The 19455-nt window shown below is 42.1% G+C and carries 19 protein-coding genes; 9 read left to right on the top strand and 10 right to left on the bottom strand.

Features of this window, described 5'->3' with window-relative positions; genetic code table 11:
• Positions 1-13: 13 nt before the first annotated feature.
• The 7 genes from GQS54_RS09765 to GQS54_RS09735 are packed head-to-tail and all read right to left on the bottom strand — an operon-like array spanning position 14 to position 7804.
• Positions 14-2272, bottom strand: coding sequence for a molybdopterin cofactor-binding domain-containing protein (locus tag GQS54_RS09765; RefSeq protein WP_166423816.1), 2259 nt, complete (start codon positions 2270-2272; stop codon positions 14-16).
• Positions 2269-2769 carry a (2Fe-2S)-binding protein gene (locus GQS54_RS09760; protein ID WP_166423815.1) on the bottom strand — a complete coding sequence of 167 codons (501 nt, stop codon included), beginning with the start codon at positions 2767-2769 and terminating at the stop codon, positions 2269-2271. The genes GQS54_RS09765 and GQS54_RS09760 overlap by 4 nt, the downstream gene beginning before the upstream one ends.
• Positions 2770-2816: 47 nt before the next feature.
• Positions 2817-3413, bottom strand: a complete 597-nt coding sequence (locus GQS54_RS09755) for a nucleotidyltransferase family protein (RefSeq protein WP_166423814.1) — start codon at positions 3411-3413, stop codon at positions 2817-2819.
• Complete coding sequence (locus GQS54_RS09750; protein WP_166423813.1) at positions 3413-4396, bottom strand: XdhC/CoxI family protein; 984 nt, start codon at positions 4394-4396, stop codon at positions 3413-3415. The genes GQS54_RS09755 and GQS54_RS09750 overlap by 1 nt, the downstream gene beginning before the upstream one ends.
• Positions 4397-4403: 7 nt before the next feature.
• On the bottom strand, positions 4404-5777 hold the full coding sequence (locus tag GQS54_RS23260; protein WP_166423812.1) for an RDD family protein: 1374 nt from the start codon (positions 5775-5777) through the stop codon (positions 4404-4406).
• Between the two features lie 12 nt (positions 5778-5789).
• Positions 5790-6968: a VWA domain-containing protein gene (locus tag GQS54_RS09740; RefSeq protein WP_166423811.1), complete on the bottom strand. Its 1179-nt coding sequence runs from the start codon at positions 6966-6968 to the stop codon at positions 5790-5792.
• On the bottom strand, positions 6968-7804 hold the full coding sequence (locus tag GQS54_RS09735; protein ID WP_166423810.1) for a MoxR family ATPase: 837 nt from the start codon (positions 7802-7804) through the stop codon (positions 6968-6970). Before GQS54_RS09735 ends, GQS54_RS09740 begins: the two co-directional genes overlap by 1 nt.
• A 367-nt stretch (positions 7805-8171) precedes the next feature.
• On the opposite strand from GQS54_RS09735, the gene cysK reads away from it, so the two are divergent.
• From cysK to GQS54_RS09720, 3 genes are all read left to right on the top strand, one after another.
• Positions 8172-9134, top strand: coding sequence for a cysteine synthase A (cysK, locus tag GQS54_RS09730; RefSeq protein WP_166423809.1), 963 nt, complete (start codon positions 8172-8174; stop codon positions 9132-9134).
• A gap of 112 nt (positions 9135-9246) precedes the next feature.
• Positions 9247-9699 carry a hypothetical protein gene (locus tag GQS54_RS09725; protein ID WP_166423808.1) on the top strand — a complete coding sequence of 151 codons (453 nt, stop codon included), beginning with the start codon at positions 9247-9249 and terminating at the stop codon, positions 9697-9699.
• A 127-nt stretch (positions 9700-9826) separates the two neighbouring features.
• Positions 9827-11002, top strand: coding sequence for a crosslink repair DNA glycosylase YcaQ family protein (locus GQS54_RS09720; RefSeq protein WP_166423807.1), 1176 nt, complete (start codon positions 9827-9829; stop codon positions 11000-11002).
• Positions 11003-11379: 377 nt separating this feature from the next.
• On the opposite strand, the gene GQS54_RS09715 is transcribed toward GQS54_RS09720, so the two are convergent.
• Complete coding sequence (locus GQS54_RS09715; protein ID WP_166423806.1) at positions 11380-11802, bottom strand: CBS domain-containing protein; 423 nt, start codon at positions 11800-11802, stop codon at positions 11380-11382.
• 460 nt (positions 11803-12262) lie between these two features.
• Between GQS54_RS09715 and rrtA the strand changes: the two genes are divergently transcribed.
• Positions 12263-12844 carry a rhombosortase gene (gene rrtA, locus GQS54_RS09710; protein WP_166423805.1) on the top strand — a complete coding sequence of 194 codons (582 nt, stop codon included), beginning with the start codon at positions 12263-12265 and terminating at the stop codon, positions 12842-12844.
• A gap of 153 nt (positions 12845-12997) precedes the next feature.
• Here the strand turns inward: rrtA and raiA are convergent, their stop codons facing one another.
• On the bottom strand, positions 12998-13354 hold the full coding sequence (raiA, locus tag GQS54_RS09705; RefSeq protein WP_166423804.1) for a ribosome-associated translation inhibitor RaiA: 357 nt from the start codon (positions 13352-13354) through the stop codon (positions 12998-13000).
• A gap of 392 nt (positions 13355-13746) precedes the next feature.
• On the opposite strand from raiA, the gene GQS54_RS09700 reads away from it, so the two are divergent.
• The 5 genes from GQS54_RS09700 to GQS54_RS09680 all read left to right on the top strand — a co-directional run bounded on the left by GQS54_RS09700 (position 13747) and on the right by GQS54_RS09680 (position 18355).
• Entirely contained in the window at positions 13747-14382 is a 636-nt protein-coding gene (locus GQS54_RS09700) for an SDR family oxidoreductase (protein WP_166423803.1), read from the top strand.
• Positions 14383-14724: 342 nt separating this feature from the next.
• Complete coding sequence (locus tag GQS54_RS09695) at positions 14725-14922, top strand: hypothetical protein (RefSeq protein ID WP_166423802.1); 198 nt, start codon at positions 14725-14727, stop codon at positions 14920-14922.
• A gap of 423 nt (positions 14923-15345) precedes the next feature.
• A complete protein-coding gene (locus tag GQS54_RS09690) occupies positions 15346-15636 on the top strand; it encodes a YciI-like protein (protein WP_166423801.1) in 291 nt (96 codons plus the stop codon).
• A gap of 243 nt (positions 15637-15879) precedes the next feature.
• The gene (locus GQS54_RS09685) at positions 15880-16149 is read left to right on the top strand and encodes a hypothetical protein (protein ID WP_166423800.1); all 270 of its coding nucleotides are present in this window, start codon (positions 15880-15882) and stop codon (positions 16147-16149) included.
• A 79-nt stretch (positions 16150-16228) separates the two neighbouring features.
• A complete protein-coding gene (locus GQS54_RS09680; protein ID WP_166423799.1) occupies positions 16229-18355 on the top strand; it encodes a TonB-dependent receptor in 2127 nt (708 codons plus the stop codon).
• Between the two features lie 327 nt (positions 18356-18682).
• On the opposite strand, the gene GQS54_RS09675 is transcribed toward GQS54_RS09680, so the two are convergent.
• Positions 18683-19453: a tetratricopeptide repeat protein gene (locus tag GQS54_RS09675; RefSeq protein WP_166423798.1), complete on the bottom strand. Its 771-nt coding sequence runs from the start codon at positions 19451-19453 to the stop codon at positions 18683-18685.
• Between the last annotated feature and the right edge of the window lie 2 nt (positions 19454-19455).

Genomic DNA, 19455 nt, shown 5'->3' with positions numbered 1-19455 from the left:
CGTATCGCTATTTTCACACTGTGAAGTGTTTACTTACTGGTAATGCTCGAATACGTGTTTTAGATGCATGATAAATCGCATTAACTACCGATGCAGCAACGGGTGGTACGCCAGGCTCACCCACTCCTCCAGGAGCTTCAGTAGACTCAATAATATGCGTCACTATTTTTGGACTTTGATGCATGCGCAACACGTTATAATCATGGAAATTTGACTGCTCAATTGCCCCTTCTTTTAGGGTAATCTCGCTCATTAAGGCTATAGATAAACCAAATATCATCGCCCCTTCTTGTTGGGATTTAACCCGATCGGGATTAATAACACGGCCAGCATCAATAACAGAATGCATTTCAAGCACACTCACTTTGTTATTTTCTACTTTAACCTTAGTTGCAACAGCTACGTATGACACGAAACTACGATGCACACTTATTCCCCACCCTTCATTATCGGCAGTCGGTTGATCAGCTCCAGATTTACCCATTAACTCATTCAACACATTTTTTAGACGTTTGGTTTCAATGGGAAAGGCGCCATCGGGTTCACCATAATTGGCATAATCAAAACCTTCAGGTTTGGGGTCTACAATCCGGTCATCACCAATTAACGTAAGCCACATTTGCGCGGTGCTAACACCCACTTTTTCTGCTAATTCATCCACAAATGAACCAATAGCAAATCCATGCTGAATGTTACTTACTGAACGCATCCAGCCAATACGCACATGAGCCGGCGCTTTGTGTGTCTCACACGACAAATTATCAATATCGAATGGTAGATCGCCAAAACCTAATGACAACTCATTATTCTGGGGTTCATCGGTGGTGCCGGTGAATGTCCAACTGATACTAGGGAATGCAGTACGTTGTAGCCAACTGGTCACCTTATTATTTGCATCTATACCCGCTTGGAAATGCTGAGCACTAATTGCGTGATAATAACCGTGGCGAATTTCGTCTTCCCGACTCCAAACGACTTTCACTGGCTTACCCGTTTTCTGGGCTAATACAGCCGCTTCTACAGAAAAATCAGGTTTAGACTTACGACCAAATCCTCCTCCTAATAGCGTTACATTCACCTTCACTTTACTTTTATCTATGCCCAGCGCTCCTGCAACGTTTTGTTGCGTTGATTGTGGCGTCTGAGTACATGCCCACACCTCACAATAGCCGTCTTTAAAAACAGCTGTAGCCGCAGGTGGCTCCATTGGAGCATGGACCAAATAAGGTAAGGTATAGGTCGCTTCAAGCGATTGTTCTGAACTTTCATACGCCTTGTAAGCGTCGCCGATTTGACGAAATGGTTTGCCCTTGGTCACTATCCGCTGTTTGAGCTCAGTTAGATATGCTTCTGAATCATGGGTTTGGTTGGCGCCTAAATCCCATGAAACATCTAACGCCTGTCGACCTTGCAATGCAGACCAGGTGTTACTCGCTAATACTGCTACTCCATTAAGGTTTTTAAATAGCACAGGTAAACTCTGCTTAGGCATTTCCACGACGGCCAAAACGTTAGCCACTTTTAAAGGCGCGTCTTTATTAAACGTTTTAACACTGCCGCCAACTACTGGACAGCGCTCAATACTGGCGTAAAGCATGTCATCAAGTTTTATGTCTTGTCCGAACGTGGTGTTACCGGTCAATACATCAGATAAATCCACTGAGGTAACAGGTTTACCAATCAGCTTGAATTGCTCGGGGGATTTAAAGGTTAAGTCTTTTATGGCGGGCGGTGTGATCTGACCTGCAGCACTGGCAAGTTCGCCAAAACTCAACGCCTTACCTGACGCTTTATGTACGATCATGCCGTTTTCGGCGAATACATCAGCGACAGGCACAGCCCATTTTTGTGCAGCGGCTTGTTCAAGCATGGCTCTGGCAGTGGCCCCCATTTCGCGCATGGTAGTATAAAAGCGGCGAATCGAGCGTGAGCCATCGGTATTTTGGCTACCGTAAGCTTCATCAGCTAGCCCTTGTACTACATTTACCTTTGACCAGTCAGCACACAACTCATCGGCAACAATCTGCGGTATCCCGGTGCGTACACCCTGACCCATTTCACTTCGATGACACACGATATTTACCGTACTGTCATCATCAATACTGACAAATAAGTTAAGAGTGTTCGATGCATCATTTGCAGTAGCGGCATTTGCCCATACAGGCGAGAAACTAGGTAGCACAGCACCTAGAACAAACACACCACCGGTGACACTGGTATAACGAAGAAAGTCTCGACGGCTAACGGATTTTATTTGCTTATGATTACTCATACATGCGCCCCTACGTCTTTCGCTAAGGAATAATCGAAGGCACTTCGGTTGTTTTTCGCTGCAGTTTTGATCGCTGCTTTAATGCGGGGATAAGTGCCACAGCGACAAATATTGCCCTGCATATAATTATCAATCGTTTCATCATCTGGATTAGGATGTTCGTTTAAAAGTGCCACCGCGCTCATTATTTGGCCTGACTGGCAGTAACCGCACTGAGGCACATTGTGTTCAAGCCACGCTTGTTGAACGGGATGGCTAGCATCGGTTGATAGGCCTTCAATCGTATCGACGTTTTTATCTGCTATTGCCGAAAGCGGCATAACACAAGAACGAATGGGTTGACCGTCAAGATGCACCGTACATGCGCCACACTGAGCCATACCACAACCAAACTTTGTGCCTGTCATATTCAAAATATCCCGCAGCACCCATAACAAGGGCATATTGGGATCAACATCAACCTCTACGGCTTTATTATTTAAGTTAAAACGAATCATTTAACGCTCCATTGTAGTGATACGGTGTTGTAAATTAATGCTAGGTCTTAATTAGCGGAATGTCGCCAAGCAGCGAGTTCTAATTGTGTGTCGATATCATATTGTGCGTTAGAAATATCCACCGCAACAACATCATCTATGTGCAGTTGCAATATCTTACGCGCCCCTGTATCAGCATCGAGCGCTAATAACTGTGTAAAGTAACATCTGGGAAATATGACCGGCGCACCTAGTACTTTATCGTACCGGGCGGCAATTATTTTTCCGGGTGCTTGAGCACAATGATGCAACATAGTTTCCACATGCTCACGTCTAATCGCTACCTGATCAGCTAAAGTCACTAATAAATGGGATGACTCGCTGTGAACATTCTTCACGCCAAAAGCCAGACTTGCTCCCATACCCTTTTGCCAGTCAATAAACTGCAGTGGAGTAACATAGGAAGGCAGTACATGTTTAATTTGCGGGGCATGGGCGCCCAGAATAATATTAAACTCCCAAAGCTTATCAAGGAGTTCTCCGCTACTTGTCAGATGATTAAGGGTATGTAACAACATCGGCTGGCCGTTTATTTCAGCAAGCTGTTTAATTCCGTTAAAACGCTTACTCTGGCCTGCTGCCAACATCAAAGCCGCTACTTTCATTACGACAATATACCACTAATGGACAGCCCATCTTGTTGCTCTATAAAAGCGTGGGCCTCAGATAGCATCGACAAGGCTATCGATTCAGGCAATTCACCACCTAAGCGCAACCCAACCGGATTGGCCAGGGGCTTCGTTAATTGATCTCTATTGATCGGGAGCAAATCTAACACTCTGTCAGTACGATGTATCGGTCCTAACATACCAACATATTTAGCTGCGCTGCTTTGCACTAATGCCAAGGATTGCGCATCAAGTTTAATATTGTGCGTCATAATAAGCGCCATATCGATTTGCTGTAGCCATACACTTTGGCCAAGGGAATTTATCGGCTGCCGAACGAGGTTTACGCTGGCATCAAAATGCCCATCTCGTGCATAACTGGTGCGTGGATCCACTAACGTTATTTGCCACCCAAGTTGCATTGCAATGGCGACTACCGGACGCGCGTCAACGCCTCCACCAAATACCGCTAGATGTGGAGCGGGTTTAAGAACTTGTTTAAATACACCTAATTCTGCGACTGGCCGGTCCGAGGGCGCTGCCGTACTTAAGGTGTTTTTTGGCGATTTTTGGTCAATAACCTGACAATACTCAGCGGCCTCATTGGCCTCTAAAAGCGCATATAGATTATCGAGCTGTAAGTAATCGTTTTCCCCGTCCACGGGTTGCAATAAAATACGCACCATACCACCACAACCAATACCTAGCTTCCACGCTAAATCTTCTTCTTCACGCATATCATATTCAACAATACGGTTATGTCCGCTATCCCAACAACGGCGTGCTTGTAGCATAATGTCGGACTCAAGACAGCCACCACTGAGTAAGCCAAAATATTGACCTAAGTCGTTTATCATCATCATTGCCCCGGCTTTTCTATAAGATGAGCCGTCTGTTTCAATGATGGTGGCCAAAACCCACTTCTGTGAATCTTTGCTATCGCGCCACTGTTTTAACAATTGATTTAATCTGTTTGCCACTTAGCTACTACTCGTTATTAGTTGGTTTGTCTGACGGTTCGTTTGACGTTGCATTCGGTGTATGTGCTGCAGATGTATAAGGATGCACAAACTCTACACTTTCGTTACGCAAATCTATCACCAATGTCTCAGAAATTTTGTCTTGAATCGCTTGACGGTTAGGATCCCAGTAGATTTGTAAAAAGCCCAGCAGTCCGGTCGCGATACCTGCACCATAACCACCATAACGCCCGAAGCTTTCCCATAAATTTAAGGCACTACCATCGAGTTTAATCACTTTAATACCCAGCAAACGCTTACCCGGTGTCTGTCCTGACCACCACGCGGTGAAAATACTAAAATAAAATGCAGCCCATCCAAAACCAAGGCCAAGATCGGCCGCTATTCCTTGTACCCAATCTAAAATACTCGGCGCAGAAGAGCCGTTCGCACCTGGTCCCTCAATCTCACTTAAGGTTGTAAAAAAAGACTGGGCTTTTTCTTTTTGACCATTTTCTTTTTCGTTGTCCTGGGTGTTTACGTCAGCTGAAAAATTTTCGTGTGGATCACCGTTTACAGATTGTGCGCCTTGTGAGTTTGGGTTTTCAATCGCTGCCTCAAAATCAATCCCCCCTACGTCACCCTCTTCAATTTCAGACGTAGTTTTTTCATCTGAGGTATGTGCCTGCTCATAAGCCTGAGTCATGGCCACTTCCAGCTGACTTTTCTGTTGCGGCGTAAGATCGTCACTTACCGCATTCCTAAATTCGTCGAATACTTTTTCAGAAACACGTTTTGTTATAGGTAACGAAGCCAAATCTGATGCCAACTCTTGCCCCAGCGTTGTCCAACATTCAAGTGGTTCAATGCATTTGCCGTACTCAATATTTTTCGCTACGTTTTTGGTTTTCAACAGGTATTTCGCGGTTAAGCCTATCAACGCTAAATCATCAGGGTTGTTTAGCTCAAGCGCTCGAAATTCTCCCTCTTCAATTAACTCAGAGCGTACTTGTTGGTTTTCATCCGGCGTTTCTAGCACATCTTGCACAAACTCAATCGTTTGTACTGCGATCACAAAAATCAAAATTGCCGTCACGAACCGCAGAGAAATACGCGCAATGTTGAAACGCTTTTTCATTTTTAAACGATTGCCGGCTCTAAAGAAGGTAATGGCTGCGATAAACGCTAACAAAATATCACTTGCTTGGCTTAACAATCCGATAATGGCGGCATCGATCAGTAATGCACAAGCACGTTTGAGAGGTCTTGCTAAGGGAGTACCAAAAAGAGATTTAGCAACGTGGAACGCATAAGGCGTCACCATATTACGAGTTTCTTTCTGGGTTAAATGAGCAGGGTTTACGGGCGCGTCTTCTGTAGCTGAATGTGTTGGTTCGCTCACGCGCCCACCTTTTTATTTTTTATGTAGCGCTTTTATTGCGTCCCCGAGGCCATCAATCGTCAACGGGAACATACGCTGTTCCATTATTTCCTGCATAATACCGATAGACGCATAGTAATTCCAATATTGTTGCGGCTGAGGGTTTAACCAAATCCCGTGTTTAAAATGCTGCAAAATACGCCCCATCCATACGGCACCGGGCTCTTCATTCCAGTGCTCTACGCTGCCCCCCGGATACGTTATTTCATAGGGACCCATTGTGGCATCGCCCACAAAAATAACTTTGTAGTCAGTACCATACTTATGAATGACGTCAAATACTGACATGGTTTCTTTGCCACGACGTTTGTTGTCTTTCCAAACGCCTTCATACAAACAGTTATGAAAATAAAAATATTCTAAATGTTTAAACTCTGTATGGGCTGCAGAAAATAACTCCTCACATTCTTTGATATGTGCATCCATTGAGCCGCCTACATCAAAAAACATCAGCACTTTAATTGCGTTTCGCCGAATAGGCATCATCTGAATATCAAGCAACCCTGCATTTTTGGCTGTGCCTTCAATAGTATGAGGCATGTCGAGTTCTTCACTGGTGCCGCTGCGAGCAAATTTGCGTAGTTTTCTAAGCGCGACTTTAATGTTGCGCGTACCCAACTCAACATTACCCGCTAAGTCTTTGAATTCGCGTTTATCCCACACTTTAGCTGCGGAAAAGTTACGGTTATTTTCTTGCCCTATGCGAATACCTTCAGGATTATAACCGTTAGCGCCAAAGGGTGAAGTACCCCCTGTGCCTATCCATTTGTTGCCTCCTTGATGGCGCTTTTCCTGCTCAGCAAGACGCTCCTTTAAGGTTTTCATCAACTCATCTAGCCCACCAAGAGCCTTGATCTTCGCTTTTTCTTCTTCGCTAAAATGACGTTCAATTTCTTTGCGGAGCCACTCTTCAGGTATGTCTTTACCGAACAAATCAATTTGTTGCACACCTTCGAAATAATCTGCAAAGGCACGGTCGAACTTGTCGTATTGACTTTCATCTTTTACCAAACACAAGCGTGCTAAGTAATAGAAAGCTTCAACGTCTGCGAAAATTACACCTTTTTGCAACGCACTAAGCAAATCCATCAATTCGCTTAAACTGACTTTAAGCTGGTGTTCCCTCAATTTAAAAAAGAAATCTACCAACATTAGCGACGCGCCATGAATACCAGTTTTTCAAAAAGATGGATGTCTTGCTCATTTTTCAAAAGCGCACCATATAGTGGTGGAATGGATTTTTTATTGTCTTTTTCACGCAGTGCTTCTGGGGAAATATCTTCCGCTACCAAAAGTTTCAACCAATCTAATAACTCCGAGGTCGAAGGCTTCTTCTTAAGTCCCGGAATATCGCGTAGATTAAAAAATGACTCTAACGCTTGATTTAACAAGTCTTTCTTAATGGTAGGAAAATGCACATCAACTATTCGACGCATTTCTTCTTGATCGGGAAACTGGATGTAATGAAAGAAACAGCGACGTAAAAACGCATCGGGTAATTCTTTCTCGTTATTCGAGGTAATAATCACAATGGGACGTTGAACGGCTTTAATCGTCTCACGGGTTTCGTAAACAAAGAACTCCATTTTATCGAGTTCTTGCAGCAAGTCATTTGGAAACTCGATGTCCGCTTTATCAATTTCATCAATCAATAAGACAGGACGATTACCATTTTCAAAAGCATGCCAAAGCTTACCTTTGACTATATAGTTTTTAATATCGTGGACTTTATCGTCCCCTAATTGAGAATCCCGTAAGCGCGATACCGCATCATATTCATATAGACCTTGTTGCGCTTTAGTGGTCGATTTTATATGCCATTGGATTAACTCCGTGCCTAAACTTCCCGCCAACTCTTCGGCCAGCATGGTTTTGCCCGTTCCCGGCTCACCCTTTATCAATAACGGGCGTTCTAGGGTTATAGCCGCATTTACCGCAAGTCGCAGCTCATCGCTAGCAATATAATTACTCGTTCCATTAAAAGACATTAATACCTCAGTATATAATTTAGGTTAAAAGACGGCATAATCGCCTAGACATTATTTGTTACGTTGAATCGCGCATAAGACTGAACCAGCAAAGCGCACAACTGTCATTAATTAAGCAATAGTTAACCGTGTGATACGGAAAATTACCAATGAATTATTCTTAGTGTTAACTATTTCCATAAGATATAGCGAAATAGCACTTTGAATTTGGCCAACTCGCCTTAACCTTAGTAACCTGACGCAGAAGGTAATCAACAGACCTACGGTATTAGACAGTAAGTGCCATTAACTAAAATGTACAAATTTATGCGTGAGCTATAAAGGCGTATCAAATTCGGCACCCTCACGACACTAGAAAGGAAAAAATATGCAAGTTTATGACGACAACTCTCTCACTATCGGTAAAACACCGCTGGTAAAATTAAACCGTGTTACTGGCGGCAATGTATATGCGAAAATCGAATCCCGTAATCCAAGCTTCAGCGTAAAATGCCGCATCGGCGCCAATATGATTTGGGACGCTGAAAAGCGTGGCATATTAACCAAAGACAAAGAATTAATCGAAGCAACCAGTGGTAACACGGGTATCGCATTAGCCTTTGTAGCCGCCGCACGTGGTTATAAAATAACCTTAACAATGCCAAGTTCAATGAGTCTAGAACGTCGTAAATTACTTAAAGCATTAGGCGCTAACCTAGTGTTAACCGAAGCCGCAAAAGGTATGAAAGGCGCTATCGCTGCTACAGAAGAACTAATGGCATCAGCGCCAGGTAAATACGTGCCGCTAGAACAATTCGAAAACCCAGCAAACCCTGAAATTCATGAGAAAACCACTGGTCCAGAAATCTGGAATGACACAGACGGCAAAGTGGATGTTTTTGTTGCTGGCGTAGGCACTGGTGGTACCATCACCGGTGTTAGCCGTTACCTTAAAAGCAAAGGTAAAGCCATTACTTCAGTTGCTGTTGAACCGACTGATTCACCTGTAATCACTCAGGCCAAAGCGGGTTTACCTCTCACACCAGGACCGCACAAAATCCAAGGGATCGGCGCGGGCTTTATTCCAGGTAACCTAGACTTAGATATCGTTGATGCCGTGGAGCAAGTAACTAACGATGAAAGTATGGAAATGGCGCATCGATTGATGAAAGAAGAAGGGATTTTAGTAGGAATTTCTTCTGGCGCAGCAGTAGTAGCAGCCAAGCGCTGGGCAGAAAAACCAGAAAACGCCGACAAAGTTATCGTTGTATTACTCGCAAGCGCCGCTGAGCGTTATTTGAGTAGTCCATTGTTTGCCGGTGAATTTGGTGATTCAGAAGAAGTCCAATAAGCATATTTAAGGCTACTTAAATTGTTATAAAGGGAGGCATTTTGTCTCCCTTTTACTTTGTACCTAACGCAGGTACACTTGACTGTGCCATACCTTTAACCACAGATCCTCCATGACATTACGTCGTCCGCTACATTTGCTTATATTGTTCGTTTCCTTATTGATTATTAGCGCCTGTGATGGCCCTAAAAAAAGCGGTGCGGGTAAATATGGCATGATGGACAATAATATTCCTGAATATGCTGCGGTGGAGTTTTTCACTCATATATACAAAGATAAAAATTTAGACGGTGCATTGAAATTTGCCAGCCCCAAGCTGTCCCGATTAATGAAATCGTACCGAATCAATCGTAACGTGCAGCGTCACGTCTTAAACATGCCATACGATGAAGTTGAAATTAAACCTAAAGCCGCTAATGCCGGCCGGAATGAATTTGCCAAAGAAGCCTCAGTCTCATTATTTTTTGAGGGCACCTTGAACGGTCGAATTATCAAAGACTTACGTGTGGTGAAACTAATACGAACCAAAGATGGTTGGAAGGTTGACGAAGTCAGCGTTAATTAATATTAAGCTCCCTGCCCCAGCCCAAAGGTCACTATCCTTTAACCTGGTCCTAAAAAGTGCTGTGCACCGATTATTATATTGTTAAGTGCGCATGGATGTTTTTACCTAGGTGCAATGTAGAGTAAACATGGCTGAATCAATATCCCAACAACAAGCCAGAAAATTAGTTTTGCACGCCCAACGGCTTCCCACTGCTCCTGCTAAAGGAAATGCCATTACTGCAACGTTAAATGCGCTTGAAGCTATGGGCTACGTGCAAATAGATACTATTAGCGTGATTGAGCGTGCTCATCATCACACCCTGTGGAATCGTAACCCGAAATACCAACCCCATCATCTTGAACAACTTATCGCACAAAAGCATGTATTTGAATATTGGTCTCACGCAGCCGCTTATTTACCTATGCGCGACTATCGATTTACGCTTATACGTAAAGAAGCCTTGAAATCAGGAGAACTTGATCACTGGTATCCACGCAATCCAAAACTGATGACACAAGTACTCTCGCGTATCCGTAATGAAGGGCCTTTAAAAGCAAAAAACTTCGATAATGGTGCTAGTCGTTTAAATAAAATAAAATCGGGTGATTGGTCGAGTAAACCCGCTAAACAAGCATTAGAGTGCCTATTTATGCAGGGTGATTTAATGATCGTAAAACGAGATAAGTTTCATAAAGTCTATGAGCTTACGGAACGCGTTTTACCCGCTGACATTAATAGTGCTCTACCCAGCCAAGAAGAATACTCACGTTTTTTAATTACCCGTTTTCTACACGCCAATGGAATAGGTCAAGCCTCTGAAATAGCTTATTTACGCAAAAATACTAAAAACCTTATTCAGCACCAGCTGAATATTATGCAAGAAGAAGGTACATTAATTACACTCGACGTTGCCGGTAATTACTACTTTTGTCTTCCTGAGCATCTCAATTCGTTGAATATGCCCCTAAGACGTAAAAAAATGCATATTTTATCGCCGTTTGACAACTTGCTAATACAACGAAAACGCATGCGGACTCTATTCGAATTTGATTATTTGCTCGAGTGTTATTTACCTCAAGCAAAAAGACAGTATGGCTATTTTGCATTGCCAATACTGTGGGATGCACAACTGGTCGCTAGAATGGACTGCCGTGTAGATCGAAAGGATAGGATATTGCATATTTACCATCTCGTTTTAGAACCATCATTGAGTAAAAAAGTGGAGGCATTTCATTTAGCTTTAGCAACAGCGTTAAAAACGTTTCTAACACTTAATCATTGTCATGATTTTGTCTTACACAAAACAACCCAATTATCATAATCTACTGCCCTCGTGACATACTATTCACTTAACATGCAACGGCGACAAAAATGAATGGACAATTTAGCAAGAATATTCGGTTTGGTCTTTTGAAAGAGCTTGTTTTGTCCCGTAAATCCCGAAGTAAATCAGACTTTCGACAAGAGTTTATTTAGAAAACGCTGACGTACTAGGTCAACAATCAACGTATTGGCATATTTAGGTGCATGTCTTAATGTTCATTTGGGCTAAGCATGCTCAAGCTATCCCACGAGCAAAAGCGCAGCGTTAATCTTCTTCATTGAACTTTACACTCTATGTAACACCCGAATTCGGATAATAAGTGCACCACTCATGGTTAACTGGGGGTTGACGAATAAATGCAACGAAACATCATACTAGCCATGCTTATTTAATTGATTACTTTCAATAAATTTGAATATATCTCGCCAGCTTAATATACCAACAGGACGGTTGCCTTCATCAACAATAGGCAAGCACGACACAGAGTATTTATTGAACGTTTTAATCGCTAACAACAGACCGCTTTGAGCCGATAAGGTAACTGGATTACGGGTCATTACTTGGTGTACTCGCTTGTGTAAGCACGCAACGTCTTTAGCGGTTTCTGCCGCCGTTCCCACTGTAGGACTGATGGCTTTTAAGAGATCTCGATCCGATAGCACGCCGACTAACTGAAGTTCTTCAACCACTAACAGGTGATGAAAATTATGGTGCTCGAACAAACCTATAACTTGGGCTAACGAGTCGTCCATTTTTACAGTGACAATATTTGTCGACATCATGTGTTTGATTTGCATAACGTACGCTCCGTCGTTAATTAAAAGCAAAATAATCCTCGTGGATAATCCTTGCGTCCGGCTTAGAGTCTGCGCTAAAGGGTCATTTGATGATCTACCGCTGCCCTTAACTTTCGGTAACACTACCACCACTGAGTTTACCATCTAAATGTGGACAGAGGGTAATCAGTTCTGATTGACTATATATCCTTATTACTCCGAGGCGCCTTGCAATAATGGGCAAAGAAATTAACGGCACAGATCTGTTAAAAATAATGTGTAATTAGTGATAATTTGTGCGTAGTTCATGAAACGATTTACGTTATTCATCGTTCCTTTATGGCATAAGCGTCAATTATTTTATAACGCAAATTCAATTTCATGTCATTGATTGAGCCTGCTCATGACATGAGCGACACATCTGGGTAAGATGATGTCCTTTTTACCGTTGATATTTCATCCCCACCTGAGAGCCACTTGTATGTTAAAACTGCCCTATTCATGGACACATTCCCTTGGCCCCATTCTCGTATGCACGATAGCTTCTATGCTATTTATTGCTGAGCCCACCAGTAGCATGTGGCTCGCTTTTGATAGAGAATCAATTGGACAAGGCGAATGGTGGCGGCTATTAACGGGCAACTTTTTACATACTAATCTGAATCACTTATTACTCAACCTTGCCGCTGTCGTTCTTTTATGGACCCTTCACGGTCAGTATTACCAAACCGTGCACTACTTAATGATGATCTGTATCTGCGGAATTGCCGTCAGTATCGGCATTTATTATTTAGACCCTCAATTGCAATGGTACGTAGGGCTTTCAGGCGTGTTGCACGGCATATTTGTATGGGGCGCATATCAAGATATAAAACACGGCCTCGTAAGCGGGTGGATATTAATGGCCGGAGTCTGGGCGAAAATAGCCAACGAACAGATAGCGGGGGCAAGTAATAGTGTAGCGGTTTTAATCGACGCCAATGTCGCCATTAATGCGCATCTATTTGGCGCATTTTGTGGATTAGTGATGATTATATGTGCACTTATCAAGCAACAAAAATAAAAATATAGCTAAGCTAATTAGCCTATCACATACCATTTAGATAGGCTTGGCCTTAGCAAAGGCGTGAACCTGATGGGTTTGCAGCTTCACATTACTAACAAAAAAGCCGCTCAATTGAGCGGCTAGGTTAGTTTTTTCAGTAAAGTAAATGGACTACGTTAAATCCATTTCTTGAATAATTTCGTGGGCTATATCAGGTGTAGTACATTCAGGTTTTTTATGTAAATCACCTTTCAACTGACCTTTGCGATGTTTCAATGCAGCATCCAACTTTTTAGCCGCTTTAGAAATTGCGGGGTACATCACAGAATTTTGAGCTGATGCAGAGATCCGAGTGCCTTCATATTGAGTGGTTATCTCAATATCGTACTCGCCATGTTCTTTTGAAATAATGATATCCAAAGCGATTAGCGTTGGGAAATGAGATGCTAACTTAGAAAATTTTTCATCGACGTGTTCTTTTACGGTATCGCTTAAATCTACATGGTGACCTGAAAGATTTATTTTCATAGGTTTTCCTTTTGAATTAACGTTACTTCTTTTCTTTGCTGTACTTTTAACGGTACATCTTCTTGGCACTAACAATAGAGCTTGGGGCAGCGTATTAAAAAACAAGTATTTCACATGGGAATTTGCATATACTTGTTAATAGATAATCAATCAGCCTATTTAAAGCCCAAAATGATTATTTTCCACCCTATTAAATCATTTTCCCCTTCCCTGTGTTCTTTATCGCATATATCAGCGTACAAATGCTAATAACCTCTTTATCGTTGAAATGGAATTATAAGACCCCAGTGTTATTAGCCAATGAGCAAAAATATGTTCAGCCCAACAAAATCGTACCGTCAGCATAAGCGGTTTCTTTACACGAGGAATAGTAGACTTTAGGAGAATGACAAATGAACAAGACGTTAATCATAGGCGCAAGTGGACAAATTGGCAAAATGACCACTCAAAAAATGCTTAATAATGGTCAAGAAGTAGTGGCCTTAGTACGAGATAAGTCAAAGTTAGCAGACATTACCAACGATAAGCTAACGATTGTGGAAGGTGATTTAGAACAAGATTTTAGCCACGCATTCAAAGGATGTGACCAAGTTATTTTCAGTGCAGGTTCTGGCGGTAGCACAGGCGCAGACAAAACCATGCTGATCGATTTATGGGCAGCATGCAAAGCGGCTGACTACGCAAAAAATGCCGGTGTATCTCATTTTGTTATGGTTAGCTCAATCGGTGCAGACGACCCCGCGCAAGGATCGGACAAAATGAAACCGTATTTGGTGGCCAAGCATATGGCAGATGAGCACCTTATTCAAAGCGGCCTGACTTACACCATCATACGCCCTGGTAGCTTGACCGATGACAATGCAAAGGGCAGCTTCCAATCAGCAAAGCCTGATAGCAAAGATAAAATGACCATCACCCGTGAAGATGTAGCAAGTGCCCTCGCCTACGCGGTAGGTAACAGTGCGCTTAACAACAAAATATTTGAATTATTTAACGGCGATAAAACGTTGGAAAAAACATTCGTATAAATTAAATAGTCCATTCATATCTTTACAAGGTTCGGTTGGTTTTATTAACCGCAACCGCTAAACACTCTTTTGAACCCTCGCAATAAGCGAGGGTTTTCTTTTTCATTTACGATCAAAATCTATAGCATACCGTCATCGCGGATTAATTTAGGTTCTTGGATATTTACGCATTGAATTAGGTTTAAGTAATGCACCGATTAACTAGCAAGGGTGCAAATACTGATGACGAGAATATTCACCGGATGACTGTAATCTTTAAGTTTACGAGTACTAAAACCACCCTATTTCTACCCTCACAGCCCCTATAGACCTAGTTATTACTTCTAAAGTATGAGTTTTTCTGTGCAAAGGGAGCATAGCGCCTATGCACCCGTTACCTCTATTCTAGCAACAAGAATAACGCATTGGCTTTCACCCTTTTGGGACGGATGGGACTTTGATGGCGTTAACGAACTCGTTTCATTTTACTATAAAGAAACGATTAAAGCGGCATATTGTCAGGCTGGGGCGGCGCTGTACCTTTATGGGGCGGCGATGTAGCCAAGCGCATTAAGCATTTCAATCAAGGTGGTTCAGTTTGGACATTCAAGCTACCTAAATAAACTAACGCTTATATTGATAACAACAAAGGCCAGCAATACTGGTCTTTTTTTGACCTACGTTAAATGGTTTCTAACCAACAAAAATGCAATATCCATTAGATTTATGCACGAAATACCCTACTGTGGGATACTTAAGGTATTCGATATCAGAATATATGATTAGACAGCCATAACCCTTTTTTGCTTAATAACGCGTACAATTAAGGCATCGTAAAATAGAGCCGCGCTTCAAAATTCCATTCTGTCAAAGATGTCTTTTGCTCGACGTTAACACAACCGCTTAACCAAATTACGCATCATTGTGATAGCAGTTATTAACATCGCGGCCAATATGCATCACCACTAAAAATAGGAAACCTAGATGTACTATTTATTGACCTACGACGTTGTGCAAGGATATTTGCAAAAGCGCGAAGCGTATCGTGAAGAACACCTAAAATTAGCAATATCTGCGGCTGACCGAGGGGAGTTAAGATTAGGCGGCGCACTAACCGAGCCGACTATTGGCGCTGCGTTATTATTTGAAGGTAGCTGCGCAAAAGTAGCAGAAGATTTTGCTACTCGAGACCCTTACGTATTAAATGGTTTGGTGAAAAGTTGGCATGTAAATGAGTGGTCTATTGTTTTGGGCGCGGGTGTGGAATCAAAATAAACCATAACGCACAATGATTTGCTTAGCCCATAAGCGTGATTTTTAGCCTACCCTTAGTGCTAGATTTCAAAATGCAGTTTTGAAATCTCACTGCCTTTTTCTATTTCATTGATTACAATCACTATTATTTTTAGTTCAGTTATTAATTGAGCGGATTAACACTCGACAAAATAAAAACAATGATGTTATATTATAACAATCATGCAAAAAAATTCATTCCACTCACTAAGAAAACAGTCCACGATGTTGAAATACACACTCGTGCTTGTGCTGCTGCTTTGTGTTGCGGCCAGTGTTCTTTACGATTGGCATGATAATTCCCATAATTCACAGAGCGAAAATCATTGTGCTCTATGCTTAACGGTTCATAACCTTGATAATTCCATACCTGTTGGTTTCCCACCTGTATTAGCTTTGCCCCTTGTAGGGTTTACGATTGAAATAAAGATTAAACGCTATCTTCCGCTGTTTGTGCGCACAGCAGGAAATCGTGATCCCCCTTCAGTATTTTAGTCCCTATTAAACCCACTATTTTTCCGGTTATTTAACGATATACCGGCTGTTATTTGATATGCATGCAAGAGACATCAAGATGAAAACGAAGCACACTACCATTTTATTAGCTGTATTAGCCGCTATTAGTACGCACACACAAGCACAGAACCATGATCAAAATATCCAAAAAGATGAGCAGGATATTGAAACCCTACTGATCACCGCGTCACCATTAAACAGAACGGTGCTTCAATCGAGTACACCGGTGAGTATTCTTAGTGGCGAAGAGCTGGATCAGAATCAAGCCGCAACCCTTGGTGAAACCCTTAAAAACATGCCTGGTGTACACAGTTCTTTTTTCGGACCTGTAGCCAGTAGCCCAATTATCCGAGGCTTAGATGGCCCACGTATCAAAGTGGTACAAAATGGTTTAGATGCCTCTGATGCCTCTCGCGTTGGTCCTGATCATCAGGTAGCGACAGAGACCTCAACGGCAACCCAAATTGAGGTACTTAGAGGACCAGCAACGTTGTTGTATGGCAGCGGCGCCATAGGTGGTGTTGTTAATGTGGTTGATAATCGGTTACCCACCCAACGACAAGAAGGACTCACTGGAGAAGTTTTCGCCCAGTACGATAATGTCGCTGACGCAAAAACACTTTCAACCGATTTAAATGTAGGAAGTGGTGATTTTGTCTTCCATGTTGACGGCTATAATCGTAAAACCGGTGACTATAAAATTCCGGTACCGGCTGATATCAATGAAGACGGCGGCAGTGGCGAGCTTGCAAACTCATCTATCAGTGCTCACGGGTATAATCTTGGCGGAGGCTGGATCACCGACGATACACGCGTTGCACTTTCTTACGGTCGTATGGACTCTGAATATGGCTTACCTGTAGAAGAAGATGTGTATATCAAATTAAAACAAAATCGTTACCAGGGTGTGGTCGATTGGAACAAACTAAGTGGCTTTTTCAAGGCCGTTCATTTACAAAGTGCTTATACCGATTACCAACATACTGAATTTGAAGGTGCTGAAGCCGGTACAACGTTCAAAAATGAAACCATAGAATCAAGGTTATGGGCCGAACATGAAGTCGTCGCTGGTTGGAAAGGCGTAATGGGACTTCACTATAACCATTTAGATTTTTCAGCCTTAGGTGAAGAAGCCTTTACCCCACCGACTAAAACCAACACGACAGCCGTATTTCTAATGGAAGAACATGAAATGGGTGCATTGTTGTGGCAGTTAGGCGCCAGAGCAGAAAACCTTAAACACAAGGTAAATAATGATTTCTATGCTGATTTAGAACAATTAAGCAATCTCTCTTTTGATAATAAAGATTATACTGCAGTATCAGGTTCCGCTGGTGTTGTATGGAATCTTGACGATCATCACTCACTGGCCTTTAACTACGCTTACTCCCAGCGAGCCCCCTCAGCTTCAGAGATATTTTCCTATGGTCCACATATAGGTTCAGGCGTCTATGAAATTGGTGGCGGTTTTACGATTGATGAACAAGAAGGCGTGTATACCCTTAGCCAAGCCTCACAAGATATGGATAAAGAGGAATCTAACAATCTAGACTTTACCTATCGATACCAGGACGATGCTTGGAATGCGTCCGTGAGCTTGTTTCATAATCAGGTGGGCAATTATATATTTGAACAACGTACCGGCTTGGTGTCTGTTGACGGGCAGTTAATAACACAAGCGAGTTTTGATGCAGATGTAGCGCTAAATGGTGAACCTGAAGAAGAAACAGACGGTTTACCCGTGGTGCTTTTCCAACAACAGGACGCCACTCTTTATGGCTTCGAAGCCCAGCTAGATTTGCATATAACCGACGAGCTACGTTGGGAGATTTTCAGCGATTATACCCGTGCTAAATTGGATGAAGGTGGAAACGTACCACGTATCCCCCCCATGAGAGTTGGTAGTTCAATACACTATGAACAAGGTAATTGGCACAGTGAAATTGAAGTCGTACGCAATAGTAAACAAGACAAAATAGCTTCAAATGAAACCGACACAGATGGTTATACCATGCTATCAGCCTCGGCTAATTATTATTTAGATCTCGATAAGATGGATATGACTATCTATCTAAAGGGTAACAACTTAACCAATGAAGAGGGTCGCGTACATTCTTCCTATATTAAGGATAAAGTACCGCTTTCAGGCCGTTCTGTTAGCCTTGGCGTAAGAGCTAAGTTCTAAAACAGCGTGTAAAAAAAGCGGATGTCGTAAGACATCCGCTATACATGGAGTGTTTAGGAGCCTCCAGCTGGCCCAATGGATGTTCCAAACGACAGTTTTGATAATTCCCTTCGATATTAACACAGCCTACGGCACATATATCCAAAGACTGGTAGAAGCCACTAACATTCCCAGAAGAGTATATATTTGCTCCTACACTTCCAACTGGGTTAAACATCACACTTTTTGCATATGCAGTTTCATAACCCATGTCCATAATCAGATCCGTGCTTAACTGCGCAGTAAAATCCCGGGCCACATGCGGCCTCACAAGTTATGCCCCCAAAACTAATTTTTAACACAAGGTTGCTTAACGTTGGCTTTATTAAAATTCTCTTGAAGCCATCTAATTGAGATATTGTCACCAAACATTGCGGATTTTTGATACCAGCCAACTGCTTGATTAAAATATTCTTCATCCCCATATTCTTCATATCGTAAGATAGAATACATTCCTAAGTATCTTGCTGATCTAGCGTCACCATGAGCAAATGCCTCTTCTAACATTTTTAAAGCTTCATCATGGCCTTCTTGTTCATGGGCTAAAATACCTAAGGCCAATTGCCTTAACGAAGGATAATCTCCTAGTTTAGCTCCTTTGCTAAACCAATTTTTTGATTCAGCATACAAGCAGTCTTTGGATAAATTTACTTTGTACAGTTCCAAATATATAAAGCCTAGTTGTCGATTACTTTTTACATGCCCTTGCTCACTAGCTTTTCTTAACCACACAATTGCTTTATCAACATTTTTTTCAAACAAATCTCCTGTTTGTTGTAAATATCCCATATTGTACTGTGCATTTATATTTCCCCTAGAAGCTGATTGCATGAGATAGTTTGCTGATTCTTGGGCTTTGCTCTCTAATTCTGGATAAGTACTGTAAAAAATTGCAAAAACATCAAGCATCGCATTAGTATCACCTTTATCAGCTAAATCTTTAGCAAGCATATATTTTTCAATAGTGGTCATACGTATTACTTCATTTTCTTTGGCAGCTGTAATGGATGTAAAATTCATCAACACAATTAAGGATAGTAATAATTTTTTTACGTTCATAA

The organism is Paraglaciecola sp. 20A4 (assembly GCF_011378905.1).
Classification (GTDB): Bacteria; Pseudomonadota; Gammaproteobacteria; order Enterobacterales; family Alteromonadaceae; genus Paraglaciecola.
The sequence above is the reverse complement of the archived record's forward strand: the minus strand, read 5'-3'. Positions and strand labels throughout refer to the sequence as shown.